Origin of the sequence: Haloterrigena salina JCM 13891, from assembly GCF_000337495.1 — an archaeon.
Classification (GTDB): domain Archaea; phylum Halobacteriota; class Halobacteria; order Halobacteriales; family Natrialbaceae; genus Haloterrigena; species Haloterrigena salina.
Genome location: NZ_AOIS01000024.1, coordinates 1 through 19,018 on the forward strand (window position 1 = coordinate 1; position 19,018 = coordinate 19,018).

Sequence of the window (19,018 nt, forward strand, 5' to 3'; positions counted from 1 at the left end):
TCCCTCGCGCCATCAGAGATGTGTATAAGAGACAGGGCCTGACAGTGGTCGTGGTCGTGCCCTTCGCACTCCTCGGCACACTCCTCGCAGAGGTCGGCACAGATCTCGCCCAACTCCTCGTGGTAGCTCGAGTTGCGGGCCATGAAGCGCGCGTGCAGCGACGCGATATCGGCCACGTCACGGCAGAGCCGGATACAGCGGGCCATCCCGTCCTCGTCTGCACAGGCGTCGGCACACCACTCGCAGACCTGGGCGGCCTCGAGACAGTTGTCGATACACTCTTGCATGTGGTCGTCCGCGTGGTCGATCTGTTGAAGCGCCATCACGCGAATCGACGCCAAGGATAGCCATCAAGCTATGACGGGCGTTTGCAAGGGTGAATTCTGCAGCACGGCCGCGAACACCCGTATACGGCGGAAAATTCGCCGTCGAGGGCGGTCCCCGTCCGGCCGGATCACTCTCACGGCCACGGCGAGTCGTCGTCCGCTCGAGTCGCCTCGTCGGTCGCACCGTCGGAATCGCGGTTCTGGCCCGATTCGGTCCACGAAGCGTCCGGTTCGTCGCTCGAGTCGTCGGACGACGAGGCAGCAGGGGACGCGCCGTCAGCGGTCGACCGGGGGTCGGCGGCAGCGTCGGATTCGGCTGTGGACTCAAGGTCGTCGCCGTCGTCAGCGTCGGGCTCGCTCGCGTCCGGCGACACCGCCGGCACGTCGACCGACCGCAGGGCGCGCCGCACGATATCGCCGCCCGCGACGCCCTCGACGCTGGCCTCGGTCGTGAGTACGATCCGGTGGGCCATCGTCGGCTCGGCGAGTCGCTTCACGTCGTCGGGCGTGACGTAGGATCGGCCGTCGATGACCGCCGCCGCGCGGGCCGCCTCGAAGACTCGCTGGACGCCCCGCGGCGAGACGCCGATCTCGGCGTGGCCGTCCCGGCGGGTCGCCCGCGCGAGGTCGATGATGTAGCGCCGGAGTTTCTCGTCGACGGTCACGTCTTCGGTCAGGTTCTGGATCGCCAGGACCGCGTCCGGATCGATGACCGGCTCGACGCTCGGCGACAGCGTCCGGCGGTTCGCCCGTCGCTCGAGCAGCCCCATCTCCCCCTCGACGTCGGGATAGCCGAGCGAGGTCTTGACGCTGAAGCGGTCGCGCTGGGCCTCCGGCAGGCGGAATGTTCCCTCTTGTTCGATTGGGTTCTGGGTCGCGATCACGACGAAGGGTTCGGGCAGGTCGTAGGTCGTCCCGTCGACGCTGACCTGGCGTTCCTCCATGGCCTCGAGCAGCGCGGCCTGCGTTTTGGGGGGCGCGCGGTTGATCTCGTCGGCCAGCACGACGTTGGCGAACACCGGCCCCTCCGAGAACTCGAACTCGCCGCTGTGTTCGTCGTAGACCGTCGACCCGCTCACGTCGGAGGGCAGCAGGTCGGGGGTAAACTGGATGCGCGTAAACTCCAGGCCCATCGATTCGGCGATCGTCCGGGCGATGACCGACTTGCCCGTCCCCGGCACGTCCTCGAGTAGGACGTGGCCGCGGGCGAACACGGCCGAGAGCACGGCGTAGAGCACGCCGTGATCGACCACGGCGGCTTCCTCGATGCGCCCGACGACGTCGCGGACGGTGGCTTCGGCGTCGGCGGGCGTCACGTTCGACTCGTCCATACGCGAACGTGATACTCGGTGAACATCAATCCCCTGATCGGTCCCGTCGGAGCCCAACCGCTACCCGCGCAACGGCACCAGCAACAGCACCGCGCCGAACGCGATCACGACGGCGCCGCCGGCGGTGCCGATCCCCGCGAACGCGCCCGACCGCAGCGCCTCGAGACCGGCCGCCAGCAGGACGGCGCCCAGCGCCACGCCGACGGCGACCGCGGCGTGGAACAGCTCGAGGCGGCGGGTATCGGGGAGATGGCCGAGTTCGGCGGTCAGTCCGAGGCCGAACGTCGAGACGTCCCAGACGAGCAAGGCGCCGGCGACGGTCGCGAACGTCAGGACGGGTTCACCCCCGCCCAGCCCGATCGCGACGAACAGCAGCCCCGTCGCGGCGACGGCCGGCCCGGTCGCTCGAGTCGGGAGCAACTCCAGGCCGTCGGCGAGGACGGCGGCGCCGCCGACGACGAACAGCGCCAGCGGCCCGGCCAGCAACAGCGCGGCGACCGGCGCGCCGGAGGTCGTCAGTCCCCAGGCCAACCGCGGGACGCCCCGAACCAGCCCGAAGAACAGGAGGACGGCCCAGACGACGCCGACGACCGTGATGGCGACGCCGACGATCATCGCGACGGCGCTCCGGGTCGACTCGACGCTGATCTGGCGGGTCAGGCGTCGCGCGGCGCCGGCCAGCGTTCCGGCGAGTGCGACTGCGAACCCGACGGCGACGAGCGGCCAGACGACGAACGGCGACGACAGCCCCCGGAACAGCGCCCCGAGGCCGAACTCTCGGACGCCGCTGCCGAGCCCGCCCCAGGTCCAGAGCGCCGTCAGGACGATCCCAAGAACGGGGAGCCCGAAGAGCGTCCACCGGAGGCCCCGGTGGACGAGATCCAGTCGCGCCTCGAGGGGCTCGCGGCGGGACCGGGGCGTCAGCTGTCGGAGCGGAAGCTGCCGGTAGCCGATCAGGAGCGCGGCGGCGGTCGCCCACACGACTATCAGAAAGCCGAGCACGGATTCCAGCGGCGCCGCCGGCCCGGTGACCCACTGCAGGACGACCCGGCCGATTAGGGCGACGGCGAGCAGCACCGCGACGACGATCGCGCTGACGACCATCGAGACGTAGGTCACGGCCGCGCTCTTGACCGCCCGCGCGACGTCGTCGCTCCCGACGTCGGCCCAGGCCGCCGCGACGCCGACCAACGAGAGCGCGCAGGCGGCCACGACGAACAGCGCCCGGTCGAGGAACGGTCCGACGACGACGAGCACCGCGAGCGCCGAGCCGGCGGTCACCAGCAGGAGGTGGCCGACGAACAGCCGGGCGAAGGAGTCGCGCTCGAGCAGGGCGACGCCGGCGACGGCGCCGCCGGCGACGAGGGCCAGCGTCGGCAACAGCGACGGCTCGCCGGTTCGGATACCGATCCCGCCGACGACGGCGACGACGACGAGCGTGGCCACCCAGAGGCTCGCCGCCCGCGGTCTGCCCTCGTCGCCGATCGCCGACGGACTGTCGAGGCGGGGGCCGGCGATGGCCATCTACCGATCACCTCCCTGTCGCGGCGAGGCGCCGTCGCCGGCGGTCGAGACCGCTCCGTCGCGCTCGGTTCCCGTGGAGTCGTCGGCCGGCGACCGCCACGTGTACTTGGCCGTCGCCGATTCCGACTCGGTCGTTTCTGACGGCGTCGAATCTACGCTCTCGGGCTCGGGTGCGGTCTCGCTATCTGCTCCGAACTCGCCCTCGCTGCCGGCTTCGCCGCCGCTTCGGCCACCGCCGCCGCCGGATCCGCCCGAGAGGCGAGCGCTCGAGAGCCGCGCGTCGGCTGTGAAGGCATGTTCGATGAGGACGGGCAGCGGCGTCCCACGGCGCCAGTCGAAGGTCCGGGCGCCAAGCGCCTGGCAGCGGGCCAGCCGGGTCCGCCGCCGGAGCTGTTCGTACTGGCCGCTGACGGTGTTGCCCGGGACGACGTCGGGCGAGAGCACGACGACGGGGAGGCCGCCCCCGCGCCAGCGCTCGACCGCCGTGACCGACCGGTCGTCGAGCACCGGCGAGAACAGCGCCACCTGCGCTCCCGCCGGCGCGAGCTCGAGCACCTTGCGGACCTGCCGGGGCAGTTGCCCGCGGTCCTGCCTCCTCGAGGACGTTCGCGAGAACCGCCCGCTCGAGGACTCGTCCGCCGTCGCCGAGCGGATGACCTCGAGTGCGCGCGTGCGCTGCTCGCGGCCGCTCGCGGGTTCGATCCAGTGGAGGCCCGCGGGCCCGTCGCCGTCGCGACCGATGACGGCGACGCCGACGTCGTGGCCGTGGCCGAGCAGATCGGTCAGCGTCCGGGTCGCCGCGTAGGCCGCGAACTCGACGGCGGTCGGGCGGCCGGGCCCCGCGACGACCGCGTTGGACGAGCGGGCGTCGACGACCAGCACGACCGTCGCCGCGACCTGGCGCTCGTACTCGATCGTCGCGAGCGTCCCGCGTTTCGCGTAGTGGCGCCAGTCGATCCGGTCGGCCGGATCGTCCGGCCGGTGCTCGCGAACGGAGTGGAAGGAGAGCCCCTCGCCGGGTCGGTCGGTCGTCAGCTGTCCGATCCGGCCGCGTCCGACCTCCTCGATCGGCGGCGCGTCGGCGTCGAGTCGACACACCAGCCGTTCCGCGCCCGCGGTCGACAGCCGCGTCGTCGCGACCGCGCTCGCGCCGAGTCCGCGTACGCGACACTCCGGGGCGTCGAACTCGTACTCGCCGCGTCGGGCGACGACCAGGTACTCGATTCGGTGTTCCTCGCCGGGCTCGAGGGTCACGCCGGCCCGCGGCGATCCCTCGAGGACGGCGAGGTCTTCGGGGACGCCGTCGACGAGTCGACAGTCGGTGACCGCCCGATCCGACTCGTTTCGTACCGTCAGCGTCACGGTGACGGGGCGGCCGGGCGCCGTCGGCGTCGGCGAGACCTCGCGGACCGCCGCGAGTCCCTCGGGCGCCGAGACGGTCGACAGCGAGCCGTAGGCCACGTAGACGAGCGGGACGATCGCGGCGAGCAACAGGACGGGGCTGGCGTCGAGCAGGCCGGCGAGGACGAGCACCACCGTGGCCGCGATCGCGCCGCGCCAGCGCAGCCGTCTGCTCATCGGTCCGCCACCTCGCGTTTCCCGTTTGGTCCGTCCCCTTCGGGAAAATCCGTGCCGCTCTCGTCACCACTGTCGGCGTCCTCGGACGCGAGCCGCGGCCGCGGCGGTCGCGGCCCGCGGACGGTCGCCGCCGGATCGACGGCCCGCTGGAGTCGACCGTCGGCGCCGCGCCTGAGTTCCTCGAGTCGCGGCTGCAGGACGGGCTTCGTCCGGGGCGCCGACTGGCCGGGGACCGACGGGAGCGCCTCGTCGGCGGCCTCGGCGACGGCGCTCATCGCCCGCCGACTGCGATCGCGGGCGACTCGTTCGGGGAAGAGCCACGCCCGGATCCGTTCGCGGAGCGGCCGATCAGGGGGGTCGATCGACGGCTCGAGGACGCTCGCGGCCAGTCGGTCGTCGGTCCACGAACCGTCCGCGAGCGTCGCCTTCACCGCCTCCCGCGACTGCCCGCCCGCGACGAGGGCCTCCCCCAACGTTTCCCGGAGCGGCGGGCGAACCACCTCGAGGCCGTCTTCGACGGTCTCGCGGTGGCGCGCTCGTTCGCCGGCTCGCTCGATCACTGACGCGAGCTCGTCGCTCGAGAGTTCGGGCGTTCGATCGCTCCGCTCGGGAGACGGCGCGGCGAACGAGTCGCCGGGCGCCCACGAGACGGGCGGTGCGTCGGCGCTCGCGTCGAGCGCGCCGCGGATCTTCGCGCCGCCGACCGCGAGCGCGACGAGCGCGAGCACGACGACGCCGAACGCGACGCTCGCCGTCCACGTCCACGCCCACGCCGGCTGCGCCTCGAGGCCGAACAGGAGGCCGGCCGCGACGAACCCGATTCCGAGGACCACGAGCAGCCACTCGCGGCGCGTCACGGCCGCTCACCTCCCGGGTCGCGATCGGGCGTGTTACCGGCCGTCGACCCGTCCGAATCGTCCGCGTCGTCCGTCTCGTTCGTTCCGCCTCCGTCGGCTGCACCGCCCTCGGTGTCCGCGCCGTCACCACCGTCGTCCTCCGTCTCGAGGAGCGCCGCGTAGGCCGTATCGGCCCGATCCCGGACGCCGCTCGAGAGCGGGCGGCGGCCGTACTCGACCTCCCGAAACAGCGTCGTCAGTTCGTCGACCGGCCGGTCGGGGTACCCCTGCTGGCGGGCGGCGCGCCGGACTTCGCCGGGCGTGTAGTGGCGCCACCGACGGGGTGCGACCCGCCGGGCGAAGGCCCGCCACAGCTCGCGGAAGGTGAGGCGCTCGTCGGTCTCCGGCGCGGTGTCGGGCGCGGCGCGCGTCCGTTCGACGCGTTCGTCCTCGTCGCCGTCGTCCTCGCGCTCCGCGGGATCGTTTTCGTCGCGCCCGCGGTAGAGCAGCGCCGCGACTCCGAGCGCGGCCGCGACGACGGCGGCTCCCCGCGGCCCGTCGACGACGTAGCCGGCGGCGACGGCGGGACCGGCGGCGAGGACGCCGATAACCGCCGCCGACGGAACCCGTCGAAGCGTCTCGAGCCAGCGACGGCCGATCGCGAGCCCCCGCGTCGGGAGCGCGGCCAGCCAGCCGCCGAACGCCGCGGCCAGCGCCCTGCCGGACCGGGGCAGCGACGCGGCCCACGCTCGAGCGGCCGCGAGCCGCGCGCGGCCCCAGTCGACGACGCGCTCGAGGCGGGTGACCAGCGCGAGGAGTCGGTCGACGATCCACTGGAGGGCGCCGCCCGCGGCGTCACCGGGTGACGGCCGCACGTCGAGGATGGTGCGGTCGCTCCGGGCGTAGGTGACGCCGAGCGCCAGCGCTCCGAGAGTCAAGAGTGCGAGGGCACCGGCGGCCCGCCCGTAGAACGCCTCGACGGTGAGGACGACCGCCGTCGCCGCCGTCGCGCCGAGGACGCCGGCCGCGCCGCGCCTGCCGTGGGTCCGGGCGGCGACGGCGGTCAGTCCGACGATGGCGACGCCGAGAACGACCGCGACGCTGCCGTACTGGCCGGCGAGACTCACGGTCTCGGTCCGATCGGCCGTGCTGACCGTGATCGCCGTCGTCGGATCGACGGGGAACGCGAGGTCGAGGCGGCCGTCGTCGTCCGTCGTCCCGATCGCCTCGCCGCCGACCCGCACCTCGGCGTTCGCGACCGGCTCGTCGTCGACGGTCGCCTCGAGGACGCCGGGGCTTCCGGGGATCGGTGCCAGTCCCTCTGGGGAGAGCGATACCTCGAGCAGTCGGACCTCGACGGTCGTCGTTCCGGCGAAATCGCCGCGGGCGACGCCGAGTTCGAACGATTCGGTGTCGTCGTCGGGGACGTCGATGACCGCGAGTCCGTCCGCGTTCGTCTCGGCGACCTCCTCGCCGTCGATCGTCACGCTCGCGTTGGCCATCGGGACGCCCTCGATGGACGCCTCGACGGTCACGGGTTCGCCCGGATCCGGCGGTCCGCGAACGGCGATTTCGACCTCCCCTTCGACCTCGTACTCGACGCTGCCGTTGTCGACCTCGTCGACTTCCTGGGCGCTCGCGAGCGTTGGCGCGTTCGCCGTCGAACTAGTCGTCATCGGGCTCGTGCTTGTGCTCGTCCCCACACCGGCACCGAGCAGCGCGGTCGCGGACGCCGTCGCGCTCGCCGTCTCCGCAGTTCCAGAACACGCCGGATACTCGTCCGACTCGATGCGGACGTTCAGGTTCTCGACGTAGGGGACCGTTCCCGTCACGCGCCCCTGCTCGTCCGTTTCCCCGACGTAGTCGTCGTCGTACCAGACGTCGGCGCCGGCGACGGACTCGCCCTCGTACTGGATCCGCGCCGTCACCTCGCTGCCGGGCGTCGGTTCGCGGTCCAGCCAAATCGCACACGGCGGCGTCGAGGGGTCGCCGTCGCCCGGCCCGGGCCCGCGATCGATTTCGCCGTCGGGCTCGGGGTCGCCATTCCCGAGCCAGTCGAACTCGGTCCACTCGAGCAGCCCGTCCCAGTTGATATCGAGATCCGGGATGCTGTCGGGGCCGTCACCCTCCGGCTCGGCCGGGGCCGATCCCGGATCGACGTTCGGGTTCGCGTTCGGGTCGACGTTCGGATCGGCGTCGGGATCGACGTTGGCGTCGGGACTCATGATCCCGCTGCCGGCCGGGGCGAGAAACGCGGCGAGCACGATCGCCAGCGCCGCGAGCGCGACGACCGAGAGCTGTCGATAGTCGGGGCCGTCGTCCGTCGGTTCGTCGGGGGGATCTGGCACGTCGTAGCACCTCGGGTTGCTGGATCGCCGTCGGCGGTCGGTTCAGGGCGGGATCGATTCGCCGTCGAAGCGGCCGGCCCGCGGAGGGTCGGACCGACCGGTTGCGTTCACAACAGAACGGTGGAACCTGCCGGTTCATTAAGGTATCCACCGCGCCCGATCGCGCTCGATTTTCCACCGAAGTCTCTCATCGAACTCTCTCGGGCCGAACGGCGCCGGTAAGACGACCGCGATGAAAGAGACGATCGGAACGGGCTACGAACGCAGGATCGACGCTCACTCTCTTCGCCTTCGAGTCCTTACCGTCTGGCCTCGAGTTCGGCCTCGAGGTCCTCGAGGCTCATCTCCTTCATCGAGAGCAAGACGAGCAGGTGGTAGACGATGTCGGCGGCCTCGTAGGCGATCTCCTCGCGGTCGTCGTCTTTCGCTGCGAGCACGAGTTCGGTCGACTCCTCGCCGAGTTTCTCCAGCACCGCGTTCTCGCCCTTCTCGTGGGTGAACAGCGAGGCGGTGTAGGAATCCTCGGGCAGCGTTTCCTTGCGGTCCTCGATCACGGCGAACAACTCTGCGAGCGTGTCGTCCATCTACATGTCACCCGATACGTTGCGAATATCCTCGAGTTGCTCGAACTTTTCGCTCTCGTCGCGGCCGTCGGTGAAGACGTCCTCGGTGACCTCGATGGACGCGTTCGTCCGGGCCGCGAGCGCGAGCGAATCGCTGGGGCGGGCGTCGATGACGGTCTCGCCGCGGGGCGTCTGGACGTGGAGGTCGGCGATGTAGGTTCCGCCCTGCCCGTCCTCGCGTTGCTCGATCTCGTTGATGACCACGTGATCGATTCGGCTGCCCAGCTCCTCCATCACGTCCAGGAGGAGGTCGTGGGTCAGCGGACGGCCGATATCGTCGGCCTCGAGGCCGCGGGCGATGCTCGTCGCCTCGTTGAAGCCGATGAAGATCGGAACCACGTCGTCCTCGTCCTCGACGGCGAGGACCACTACCGGAACCGGTCCCTCCGGGGTTCCCGCGACGCGAACCGCGTCGATAGAAGCCTGCATATCCTGACCCTCGCGTGCGAGGGAGAAAACATGTCCGGTCGCGAATGCATGCACGAGAGCGCGTCCCGGCCGTCGGGCGAGCGTCGCGCTCCGCTCGAGGCCGTTCGGTAGCCGTTCGGCTCGTGAGTTCGGTATCGGCGAACGCTCGAGCGGTCGCTCTCGGTGCGTTGTGGATAGAAGAAACGAAGTCACGTGCTGCCGCTTCTCAACGACACTGTGAGTCCGTAGTTAGTTGCGGACGACGTTCGTCGCGCGGGGGCCCTTGGGAGCCTGTTCGATGTCGAATTCGATCTCGGTTCCTTCCGTGAGGTCCTCGCCGCCAACGTCTTCCATGTGGAAGAACACGTCGTCGTCGGAGTCGTCAGTCTCGATGAAACCGTAGCCGCCTGTGTCGTTGAAGAAGTCAACCTTACCGTTTGCCATTGCGACTAAACGAAGAGGGAATACACGGTTAAGTGTTCCGCATTCGTACGGAAAATATCCTATCGGTTGTTCGAATATCCATCATAACTGGATTTGAATAGCAATTCGTCTACGTGTCATCGGTTATCCGGAGAATCCCGTCCGATCCGTCGGACTACCGCGGGACTTCTGTGGAATCTCCAGTTCGAGCGAGGCGCCGTGCCGTTCGGCGTCGGTCCCGGCGCCGAGACGCGCCTCCCGACGAGGCTTTACGTCTCCTCCGACTGCTAGCGCCTGTGGATTCTAACGATGTTCGGCGCCAGTGGGCGGAGCGGTCCGGCGAGTACTCACCGGAGTACTACGCCTACTACGGCCCGAACGAGACGAGCGACGCGATTCTCCGGACGCTCGAGCGATTCGTCGATCCGACCGCGCCGGTTCTGGAACTCGGCTGCAGTTCGGGCCGCCATCTCTCGCATCTCTACGAACACGGGTTCGAATCCCCGGTCGGGATCGAACTCAACGCGGACGCGTTCGACGTCATGGAGGACCACTACCCCGACCTCGCCGCCGACGGCGAGTTCCATCACGCCGCGATCGAAGACGTCGTCCGCGAGTTCGACGATAACCAGTTCGGCGCGGTCTACTCGGTCGAGACGCTCCAGCACCTCCACCCCGACGCCGAGTGGGTCTTCGAGGAACTGGCCCGGATCACGGACGACCTCCTCATCACCGTGGAAAACGAGAGCGAACTCGAGGAGCGTGAGACCGAGCGCGACGAAGCCGAACACGCCGGATCGCCCGATCACGAAGTGAGCTACGTCAACGACGACTTCCCGCTCTACTACCGCGACTGGAACGCGATTTTTACCGACCTGGGGTTCGACGAAGTCGGCGTCCAGACGGGCAAGCGAGACACCATCCGTACGTTTCGAACGACGCCGGACGCGCCCGATCGCTGACCGCCGGACGACCGCTGCGTAGCGTTCGACCGGAGACTATTGTTCTCCCCGACTCCCACTCCCGCTGACTGACAGCCGGAGCGTTCTCCTGTCTGGCCGTGTGGCCCGTCGACTGGACTACTGTGCGTCCTCGAGTACCGGAACGGTCGCCGCCTCGTTCTCGAAGAAGGCGAGCCCGTGGATGCGGCTATCGGGAGTGAGTTCGGGGTGGAACGCGGTGCCGACGACCGGCCCCTGTTTCACGGCGACCGGGCGGCCGTCCCACGAGGCGAGCACCGCCGCGTCACCGCCGTCGACGTTGTCGATGGCCGGCGCGCGGATGAACACCGCCGGATAGGGGTCGTCGTCGGCCAGTCCGTCGACCGCCAGCGGCGCCTCGAAGCTGTCCCTCTGCCGACCGAAGGCGTTGCGTTCGACGCCGACGTCGAGCAGTCCGAGTTCCTCGACGCGGTCGTCGTTCGGGTCGCTCGAGGCGACGATCAGGCCGGCACAGGTCGCGAGCAGGGGCTTTCCGGCCTCGACGTGGGCCCGAATTTCGGGGGCGATCCCCTCGCTGTGGACGAGCCGAGAGATGGTCGTCGACTCGCCGCCGGGCATCGCCAGCAGGTCGCAGTCGGGGACGAGGCCCGACTCGCGGATCTCGCGGACGGTAACCTCGCGGCCGCGGGCCGCGGCGGCGCGTTCGATGGCGGCGGCGTGTTCTGCGACGTCGCCCTGGACGGCGACGACGCCGGCTGTCAGTGACATGCCCGCGGTTAGGGAGAGCGTCGGCAAAAAGGTCGCGTCACCGGAGCGTTCTTCCGCGCACGATAGCGTGCTCCGTTCGAGGAGCGACGTGATCACTCGCCGTCGTTCGAGTCCGATCGCGCTCGGAACCGAATTCGAATCCCGTCGGGATCGCGGCACTCGAGGCCGCCAGCGCGCTCGTCGACGGCCGCGCCCGCGTCCTCGAGTCGCTCCCTAACTCGCTCCAGCGCCTCGCTCGAGGGGACGACGAGGTCGAGCCGCGAGAGGCCGCGGGCGTCGGTCGGCGCGGGACTCGAGCGGCCGTGCCAGGTGTTGATCCCGAGGTGGTGGTGGTAGTCGCCGGCGGCGACGAACAGCGCTTTCGGGGAGGCCGTCTTCACGTCGAAGCCGAGCGCGTCGACGTAGAACTCTCGGTCGGTCTCGAGCGACGACGCCTCGAGGTGGACGTGGCCCAGCGTCGTTCCGTCCGGGACGGCGTCGCCGGCCCCGTCGTCGGCGGCGGCCGCGACCGACTCGAGGTCGAGGGGCCACGAGCCGATCTGAATGCCGCCCTCGCCGTCGCGGGGCCACTCCGAGCGAGGGCGATCCCGGTAGAATTCGACGCCGTTGCCCTCGGGATCGTCGAGGTAGAGCGCCTCGCTGACGCCGTGGTCGGACGCGCCGGTGAGCTCCCAGCGGTCGCGAATTCGGGCCAGCCCATCCCCCAGCGCCTCGCGGCTGGGAACCAGGAAGGCGTTGTGAAAGAGTCCCGTCGCGTCGGTCGGTCGCGGTCGGGCGTCCGGCGCGTGCCGGAGCTCGAGCAGCGGCGCGTCGCCGGCGCCGAGCACCGTCGTCGCCCCCTCTCGCGAGAGCACCGAGAGGCCGATCACGTCCCGGTAGAAATCTACCATGGCCGATTCGTCGCTGACCGTCAGTACGCTCCGTCCCAAGCGAGTCGCCGCCGGCAATCGGTCCCGAGAGTCGCTCATACCGGAGAGACGCGGCGCTCGTATATATGCTACCTGACCGCACGGTCAGATCGACCGATATCGCGTCGCGTCGAGCGCGACGGTCCTCGTCGTTCGCTCCGCGGCCCGCGAGACCGAGCCGCGGGCAACGGCGAGCCGAGCGCTGCCGCTCTCGAGCGGGTGGTCGGCGACGAGAAGTGGGCGTCGGTCTACGCGACGAAGGTCAGCAGCTGTACCAGCACCCCGATCATCACGCCGGTCGCGATGACCGTCTTGGGGTCGATCTTGATCGCGTTCGAGTCCTCGGAGTCGAAGTACCGGACGAGCCCGGCACTGGACATTAGCCCACCGCTGTTCTGTCCTCGGTCCATACCCGCTACTACGGACGGGCGGAACTAAATCTTTCGTCCACCGGTATCACTGACGTCACCGCTTGCGGCAATCACAGACCGGTGGGAAACCCTTATGCGCGCCGCGTCGGAACTAGCGATGAACCGATGACTGTCACACTCAAGGACTTCTACGCTGACTGGTGTGGCCCCTGTAAGACCCAGGATCCGATCCTCGAGGACCTCGAGGAGGACTGGGAGGGCCGATTTGAGGTCGAGAAGATCAACGTCGACGAACAGCAAGACGTCGCCAACGAGTACCAGGTTCGCTCGCTGCCGACCCTGATCATCGAGAACGACGACGGCATCGTCGAGCGCTTCGTCGGCGTCACCCAGCGCGACGACATCGAAGACGCCCTCGAGTCGGCCGGCGCGTAAGCGACGGGCCCCTCGAGCCGCCGTTTTTCGCGAACGCTACAGCTCGATCAGCGACGGCGCCGGCGTCGCCTACGGCTCGTCCGGATCGATGTCGTCGGCGCCGGTCTCCCCGCCGGTGGCGGACTCCTCGTCGGACGCGGACTCGTCGGCGCCGAACGTCTCCTCGCGATCGAACGTCTCGTCGGCCGGCGGCTCTTCGGTGGCGCCGAACACGTTCTCCGAATCCGTCTCGTCGCTTTCGTCACCCGCGTCCGAGCCGTCCGTCTCGTCGACGGCCCGTTCGTCGTCAGTAGCTTCCCCGGTAGCGTCGCTCCCGCTGATGACGTCCGTCCCGTCGGCGATGTCGATGGTAGTGACGGCGTCCGCGTTCGTCCCGCTCGCGGCCGTCTCGCCGGCCGCCGGCTCCTCGAGGTCGAACTCGTCGGTCGCGAGTTCGTCGCCGCCGACGCTGACGGTTCCCTCTTCGATCTCGATGACGACGCCGTCCTCGGCCGGTCCGCGACCGATCAACTGGTTCGCGGTCGACTCGACCTCCTGGTTGACCGACCAGACGAACCGCAGTACCGACTCGAGTTCGTTGCCGGCTTCGCGGACGCCGCGCTGGGGGGAGAGCTCGCCGAAGCTACGGGCGCCCTCCGGGTGGAGGTACTGGATCGGGTGGTCGTTCGGAACCTCCCGCAGGTCGACGTCGAACGACCAGACGTAGGGGAGCAACTGGATGGCGTACCCCTGCGGTTTCGGCGCTTTGCGACCGATGGCCGTCGAGGCGACGCCGATGGCCGTCGATCCCGAGTCGGTATCGTAGTAGACGCCGGGAAGGCCCGGAATTGAGACGCGCATACGCGAGGTAAGGGAGTCGCCGCGGGTGAGTCTGCACCCGGCACCTGCCACCCCAGCGTTACCGCGGCGGGCCGCGGTCGCCGCGGTTCAGAGGAAGGTGTCGGCGAACTTGTCCCGCGGGTTGATGTCGATCTCGCTGATGCTCGAGCGGTCCTGGCCGGCGGCGAAGGCGATGGCCTCGGCGACCTCCTCGGGTTCGCTCGCCTCGTCTTCGTCGAACGCGTCGGCGAACGCCTGTCCGTCGCTCGTCTCGAACTGCGAGCGGACTTCGGCGGGGTTGACGACGGTGATGCCGACCCCGTCGTCGCCGATCTGGGCGGCGACGCTCTTGGCGAAGCCGCGGGTCCACCACTTCGTGGCCGCGTAGACGGGGTTGGCCGGCCGCGGGTGGCGGCCGGCGAAACTGGCGACGAAGATCAGGTGGCCGCCGCGCTCGCGAACGTGGGGGATCGCCGCCCGCGTCGCGTAGAAGACGCCGTCGACGTTGGTCTCCTGCATCGTCTCGTACTCCTCGGTCGTCAACTCCTCGACCTCGCCGCCCCGGGAGAGCCCCGCGTTGTTCACCAGCACGTCGATCCCGCCGAAGGTCTCGACGGTCTCCTCGATCAGCGCGTCGACCGCGGATTCCTCGCGAACGTTTGTCGGGACGACCAACGTCTCGACGCCCTGGTCGGCCTCGAGTTCGTCCGCGAGGTCGGCCAACTGATCCTCGCTGCGGGCCGCGAGGACGACGTTCGAACCTCTGGCTGCGAGTTCGCGACAGGTCGCGGCGCCGATTCCCGAACTGGCTCCCGTGACGATCGCCGTCTCGCCGGCGAGTGACGCGTCGGTCATGGTCGGCACTCACGACGAACGCCCTCTAAAACGCCCGGGTTGCGGCGCGCTCCGAGGTCGATCGACGATTCCCTCGAGCCCCCTCGAGTCGCCCCTGAGCCGTAGCAACCTGACTCGACCCCCGATCGGTCCGACAGACTGGTCGTTTACTCGGCGGCCCGCACGCGACGGCGCCGAACGACTGTCGGGGATTCCGGTATCGCTCCGGTAGCGCAACCGCGGCAGCCGAACTGCGATCCGGGTTCCGCCAGTCAGCCGGCGAATTCGGCCAGTTGCTCGTTGACCGTCTCCGTCTCGTCGGCGACGAGGCCGTGGCCGCTGTTCTCGAACCGGATCAGTTCGGCGTTCTCGATACCCTCTTCGAGCACCGCTCCGGTGATCTCGATCGGGGTGACCTCGTCGTGGACGCCGTGATAAATTTTCGTCGGCACGGTGATGTCGTCCATGGCCGGCCGGAGGTCGGCGTCGCGCCAGGTCTCGGCGGAGGCGATCGTCGCCTGCCCGGAGGCTTCCATCCCGAGGCTCCAGATCCAATCTATCAGCTCGTCGCTCTGGTCGGTGTGGAACAGCATCTCGGCGAAGTCGGCGTTCATCTTCGCGCGGTCGGTCCGCGCGCCCTCGATGAGCGGGTTCACGTCCGACTCGTCGAGCCCCTCGGGGAAGTCCGGCTTCTCGGTGATAACCGGGCTCGCGGGGGCCAGCAACGCGAGCTTGTCGACGCGGGCCTCGTCGTGTCGACTCATGTACCGCGTCGCAGTGCCCCCGCCCATCGAGAACCCCGCTAACGTCGCGCCGTCGACGTCCAGTTCGTCGAGGACCGCGCGCACGTCGTCGGCGAAGCGGTCGTAGCTGTAGTCTCCGTACGGTTTCTCCGACTTTCCGTAGCCGCGGAGATCGATGCCGATACAGCGAAAGCCCTCGTCGAGGAGGTGGGTGTACTGGTACTCGAACATCCGGTGATTGAGCGGCCAGCCGTGCAGGAAGACGATGGGATCGCCCTCGCCCAAGTCGCGTGCGAACACGTTGACGCCGTCCTCGGCCGTGATACGTGGCATGCGCCGAAGCTATCTTGCCTACTGGTATCAAGGAGCACCTTTCATGTCCCGACCCGGCTTCCGTTACGGTCCGGTACGGACACGGCGAAAGCCCTCGGTGAGAAAATAGCCGCTGCCCGTTGGTGGGATCGAAACGTAAAACCGGGCGTCAGTAGTCCTCGAGGCCGTACAGTTCGCCGTACTTCGACGTGACGTACTCGAGGAAGGGGTCGGCCGTCAGCTCCCGGCCGGTTGCGCGCTCGATCAGTTCGGGCGTGGTGTAGCGCTTGCCGTGCCGGTGGACGTTCTCGCGGAGCCAGCCGTTGAGGGCCTCGAAGTCGCCCTCGCGGATGTCGTCGTCGAGATCGCCCAGTTCGTCTTCGGCGGCGGCGTACAGCTGCGCCGCGAGCACGGAACCCAGCGAGTACGTCGGGAAGTAGCCGAAGGAGCCGTGAGACCAGTGGATGTCCTGCAGGCAGCCCTCCGCGTCGGTCTCGGGTCGGACGCCCAGATACTCCTCGTACTTGTCGTTCCAGGCCTCCGGGACGTCGTCGACCGCGAGGTCCCCGCGGATCAGATCGCGCTCGATCTCGAAGCGGATCACGATGTGGAGGTGGTAGGTGAGTTCGTCCGCCTCGACGCGAATGAGGTTGTCGTCGTAGACCTGGTTGGCCGACTCGTAGGCCGCTTCGGGCGAGACGTCCTCGAGTTCCGGGAACCGCTCGCGGGCGGTCGGGAGGAACTGCTCCCAGAAGGGACGGGAGCGCCCGACGTGGTTCTCCCAGAGCCGGGACTGGGACTCGTGGACCGAGAGGTCCCGCGCCTCGCCCAGCGGCGTGCCGTAGCCCTCGTCGGGGAGGCCGAGCGTGTAGTTGGCGTGGCCGAACTCGTGGATCGTCGAGGTGATGGAGCCCAGCAGATCGTCCTCCTCGAAGCGAGTCGTCACGCGGGCGTCGAACTGCGTCCCCGAGGAGAACGGGTGGGGCGCGGTGTCCAGCCGACCGCGGCCCCAGTCGTACCCCAGCGAGTCGAGGACGTCCCGCGCCAGCGCCTCCTGATCGTCGTCGTCGAACTCGCCCGCGAAGGCGTCCGTAGTGAGATCAGCGTCGCTATCCTGGACCGCGTCGATCAGCGGCACGAGTTCCTCGCGGAGCCGCTCGAGGACCCGCTCGGCCGTCTCGAGGTCGATGTAGGGCTCGTAGTCCGAGAACAGCACCTCGTAGGGGTCGGCGTCGGGATCGATGTGCTCGGCGTACTCGCGCTTCAGTTCCACGAGCTTCTCGAGGACGGGCGCGAACTCCTCGAAGTCGTCGTTCTCCTTGGCCTGTTTCCAGGCGGGGTGGGCGTTGGTCGTCGTCTCGGAGATCTCCTCGACGAGTTCCTGCGGGACGCTGGTCTCGCGGTCGTACTTGCGCCGGACTTCCCGGACGACCGCGGCCTGGTCCTCTTCGAGATCGCTGTCTTCCAGTTCCTCGAGCAATTCTCCGGTCTCGTCGGCCGTCAGCAGTTCGTGACTGATCGCGGACAGCGCCGAGAGCTGCTGTGCGCGGGCGGGCGTCCCCTCGTCGGGCATCACGACTTCCTGGTCCCACTGGAGGATGCCGGACGCGTTCGAGACGTTCGCGATCCGCCGAACGCGTTCTTCGAACGCCGCGTAGCTGTCGTCGGCCGCCTCGCTTTGGGCCTGATCGGTCGCCATGGACGACCGATACACGCGGCGGCCGTATCAACGTCGTGGTTCCGGCGGTTTCACAGTCGTCGGTCGTCGCGTCCGGATCGGGTTTCGTGCGCTCGTCGGCCCTCGAGTCGACTGTGAATCGACCGTCGGCCTGCCTGGCCGCCTCGGGCTCACTGACCGGAAGCTGTCGCGATCGCCGACAGTATCGATCCCGTATCAACGCCTCGTTGCGGCGCCGTACCGACAATATACGTGACCGATGATCGCTGTATAGAACTTGCAAGCAGTGGACTGTTCGGGCTATCTGACGTATGTTTCTGTACAATGGTCGCTGCGTCACCAATCGGGTCAGCCATCGTGTTCGTGGTGAGCCTGCTGATCGGTGCACTGGGAATCTACGTCGGCGCCCGCATCATCGTCGGGGCCGACGACTACGACCACGCGATCGTCACCGCGTTGATCGGGGCGATCGTCTGGGGACTCGTCGGCTTCTTCGTCGGGTGGATCCCCCTGCTCGGGCCGTTGCTGGCCCTGCTGGCGTACATCGCCGTGATCAACTTCCAGTACCCCGGCGACTGGACCGCGGCGGCGATGATCGGCCTCGTCGCCTGGGTGACGGTGCTGGTCGTCCTCTACGCCCTCGCCGCGCTCGGGGTCACCGCCTTCGACGCCGTCGGCATCCCCGGCGCCTGAGCGGCGCCGAGTCTCTTCTCCAGCCCCACGTTGCGAGTGTCGTCCCATAGACGTAAGCGGATTCGTCCCCAATCACGGTCCATGGATATGGATACTCGCATTCTCGTTCCGACCGACGGGAGCGACTCCGCGAGGGCGGCCCTCGAGCACGCGCTGGATATCGCCGCCGACCGGGACGCGGTCGTTCACGTCCTCAACGTCGCGGACACGAACCAGCCGAGTCTCACGCGCCTCGGCACGCAGGTCGTCGACGCTCTGGAGGAGGAAGGCAAGGAGATCGTGTCGACGGCCGCCGAACTAGCCGCGGAGCGCGACGTGGCCGTCAGCACGCACGTCGTCCAGGGCGAACCGCGCGAGACGATCGTCGAGTTCGTCACCGCCGGCGCGGAGTCAGAGTCGGAGTCGGACGACGCGGACGGCGTCGCGTTCGATTTCGTCGTGATGGGGGCCCACGGTCGACGCGGCCTGGGCGAGTACATCCTCGGCAGCGTCACGGACTACGTCGTCAACCGGAGCGAGGTGCCGGTGTTGACGGTTCGCGCGGCCGAGGACGCGAGGGCGACCTACCCCTACGGGGACGTCCTCGTGCCGACCGACGGGAGCGTTCACGCGAGGGCGGCGGTCGAACTGGGCGCGCAGTTCGCGAACCGCTGTGGCGGAACGTTGCACCTGCTGTCGGTCATGGACGAACTGCCGGAGGTCGCCGACGCGGAAACGGCTCCGCTCCCCGCTCAACTCGAGGAGAACTTGCGAGAGGCCCTCGAGGAAGACGCGGCGACCGCCGCGCGGGCGGGCGCCGCCGACGTCGAGACCGCCATCGAGACCGGCTCGGTGCCTCGAGAGGTCCTCGCCTACGCCGATGCAGAGGCGATCGATCTCGTCGTGATGGGCACCCACGGCCGAACCGGTCTCGACCGCCACTTGCTCGGCAGTTTCACGGAGCGCGTTATCCGCACGTCGCCGGTTCCCGTTCTCACGACGCGCCGCGCCGACGAGATGGACTGACCTGCCCTCGTTCGCTTCGACATCGCGCGTCGCCGCGACCGGTTTGAAAGCCTGATAGTCACCGGTAGAACACCCGACAGCGGAGACGAGAAAGCCTATAAGCGGACCGGAGAG

The 19,018-nt window shown here is 69.1% G+C and carries 20 protein-coding genes; 4 read left to right on the forward strand and 16 right to left on the reverse strand.

The genetic code is table 11. The features are described 5' to 3' along the window. The 9 genes from C477_RS05965 to C477_RS06005 form a co-directional block, all read right to left on the reverse strand. A partial coding sequence (locus tag C477_RS05965) for a four-helix bundle copper-binding protein (protein WP_008893551.1) occupies positions 1 to 323 on the reverse strand: 323 nt, incomplete at its 3' end. A 137-nt stretch (positions 324 to 460) separates the two neighbouring features. Further along, the gene (locus C477_RS05970) at positions 461 to 1,657 is read right to left on the reverse strand and encodes an AAA family ATPase (protein WP_008893552.1); all 1,197 of its coding nucleotides are present in this window, start codon (positions 1,655 to 1,657) and stop codon (positions 461 to 463) included. 60 nt (positions 1,658 to 1,717) lie between these two features. Beyond that, positions 1,718 to 3,181 carry a hypothetical protein gene (locus C477_RS05975; protein WP_008893553.1) on the reverse strand — a complete coding sequence of 488 codons (1,464 nt, stop codon included), beginning with the start codon at positions 3,179 to 3,181 and terminating at the stop codon, positions 1,718 to 1,720. Further along, positions 3,182 to 4,759, reverse strand: a complete 1,578-nt coding sequence (locus C477_RS05980) for a DUF58 domain-containing protein (protein WP_008893554.1) — start codon at positions 4,757 to 4,759, stop codon at positions 3,182 to 3,184. It lies immediately after the preceding gene. Beyond that, the gene (locus C477_RS05985) at positions 4,756 to 5,616 is read right to left on the reverse strand and encodes a DUF7269 family protein (protein WP_008893555.1); all 861 of its coding nucleotides are present in this window, start codon (positions 5,614 to 5,616) and stop codon (positions 4,756 to 4,758) included. Before C477_RS05985 ends, C477_RS05980 begins: the two co-directional genes overlap by 4 nt. Continuing rightward, positions 5,613 to 7,943, reverse strand: a complete 2,331-nt coding sequence (locus C477_RS05990; protein ID WP_008893556.1) for a DUF4129 domain-containing protein — start codon at positions 7,941 to 7,943, stop codon at positions 5,613 to 5,615. The genes C477_RS05985 and C477_RS05990 overlap by 4 nt, the downstream gene beginning before the upstream one ends. A 299-nt stretch (positions 7,944 to 8,242) precedes the next feature. Beyond that, positions 8,243 to 8,527: a phosphoribosyl-ATP diphosphatase gene (gene hisE / locus C477_RS05995; protein ID WP_008893557.1), complete on the reverse strand. Its 285-nt coding sequence runs from the start codon at positions 8,525 to 8,527 to the stop codon at positions 8,243 to 8,245. Then, positions 8,528 to 8,995, reverse strand: coding sequence for a bifunctional nuclease family protein (locus tag C477_RS06000; protein ID WP_008893558.1), 468 nt, complete (start codon positions 8,993 to 8,995; stop codon positions 8,528 to 8,530). 228 nt (positions 8,996 to 9,223) lie between these two features. Continuing rightward, positions 9,224 to 9,418: a cold-shock protein gene (locus C477_RS06005; protein WP_008893559.1), complete on the reverse strand. Its 195-nt coding sequence runs from the start codon at positions 9,416 to 9,418 to the stop codon at positions 9,224 to 9,226. A 275-nt stretch (positions 9,419 to 9,693) separates the two neighbouring features. On the opposite strand from C477_RS06005, the gene C477_RS06010 reads away from it, so the two are divergent. Beyond that, positions 9,694 to 10,359 (forward strand): class I SAM-dependent methyltransferase, encoded by a 666-nt coding sequence (locus C477_RS06010; protein WP_008893560.1) that lies wholly within the window; start codon positions 9,694 to 9,696, stop codon positions 10,357 to 10,359. A gap of 117 nt (positions 10,360 to 10,476) precedes the next feature. Here the strand turns inward: C477_RS06010 and pdxT are convergent, their stop codons facing one another. The 3 genes from pdxT to C477_RS06025 all read right to left on the reverse strand — a co-directional run bounded on the left by pdxT (position 10,477) and on the right by C477_RS06025 (position 12,424). Beyond that, complete coding sequence (gene pdxT / locus C477_RS06015) at positions 10,477 to 11,106, reverse strand: pyridoxal 5'-phosphate synthase glutaminase subunit PdxT (RefSeq protein WP_049914336.1); 630 nt, start codon at positions 11,104 to 11,106, stop codon at positions 10,477 to 10,479. A 92-nt stretch (positions 11,107 to 11,198) separates the two neighbouring features. Continuing rightward, on the reverse strand, positions 11,199 to 12,074 hold the full coding sequence (locus tag C477_RS06020) for a VOC family protein (protein ID WP_008893562.1): 876 nt from the start codon (positions 12,072 to 12,074) through the stop codon (positions 11,199 to 11,201). A 188-nt stretch (positions 12,075 to 12,262) separates the two neighbouring features. After that, positions 12,263 to 12,424 carry a preprotein translocase subunit Sec61beta gene (locus C477_RS06025; RefSeq protein ID WP_008893563.1) on the reverse strand — a complete coding sequence of 54 codons (162 nt, stop codon included), beginning with the start codon at positions 12,422 to 12,424 and terminating at the stop codon, positions 12,263 to 12,265. Positions 12,425 to 12,550: 126 nt separating this feature from the next. Between C477_RS06025 and C477_RS06030 the strand changes: the two genes are divergently transcribed. Further along, on the forward strand, positions 12,551 to 12,820 hold the full coding sequence (locus C477_RS06030; protein ID WP_008893564.1) for a thioredoxin family protein: 270 nt from the start codon (positions 12,551 to 12,553) through the stop codon (positions 12,818 to 12,820). A gap of 69 nt (positions 12,821 to 12,889) precedes the next feature. Here the strand turns inward: C477_RS06030 and C477_RS06035 are convergent, their stop codons facing one another. The 4 genes from C477_RS06035 to C477_RS06050 form a co-directional block, all read right to left on the reverse strand. Beyond that, positions 12,890 to 13,660: a hypothetical protein gene (locus C477_RS06035; RefSeq protein ID WP_008893565.1), complete on the reverse strand. Its 771-nt coding sequence runs from the start codon at positions 13,658 to 13,660 to the stop codon at positions 12,890 to 12,892. An 87-nt stretch (positions 13,661 to 13,747) separates the two neighbouring features. After that, on the reverse strand, positions 13,748 to 14,494 hold the full coding sequence (locus C477_RS06040; RefSeq protein ID WP_008893566.1) for an SDR family oxidoreductase: 747 nt from the start codon (positions 14,492 to 14,494) through the stop codon (positions 13,748 to 13,750). 251 nt (positions 14,495 to 14,745) lie between these two features. Then, positions 14,746 to 15,549, reverse strand: a complete 804-nt coding sequence (locus tag C477_RS06045; RefSeq protein ID WP_008893567.1) for an alpha/beta fold hydrolase — start codon at positions 15,547 to 15,549, stop codon at positions 14,746 to 14,748. A 148-nt stretch (positions 15,550 to 15,697) separates the two neighbouring features. Next, entirely contained in the window at positions 15,698 to 17,227 is a 1,530-nt protein-coding gene (locus tag C477_RS06050; RefSeq protein WP_008893568.1) for a carboxypeptidase M32, read from the reverse strand. 303 nt (positions 17,228 to 17,530) lie between these two features. Between C477_RS06050 and C477_RS06055 the strand changes: the two genes are divergently transcribed. Both C477_RS06055 and C477_RS06060 read left to right on the forward strand, forming a co-directional pair. Beyond that, positions 17,531 to 17,899 (forward strand): hypothetical protein, encoded by a 369-nt coding sequence (locus C477_RS06055; RefSeq protein WP_012944651.1) that lies wholly within the window; start codon positions 17,531 to 17,533, stop codon positions 17,897 to 17,899. 87 nt (positions 17,900 to 17,986) lie between these two features. Continuing rightward, positions 17,987 to 18,904: a universal stress protein gene (locus C477_RS06060; protein ID WP_008893570.1), complete on the forward strand. Its 918-nt coding sequence runs from the start codon at positions 17,987 to 17,989 to the stop codon at positions 18,902 to 18,904. Positions 18,905 to 19,018: the final 114 nt, after the last annotated feature.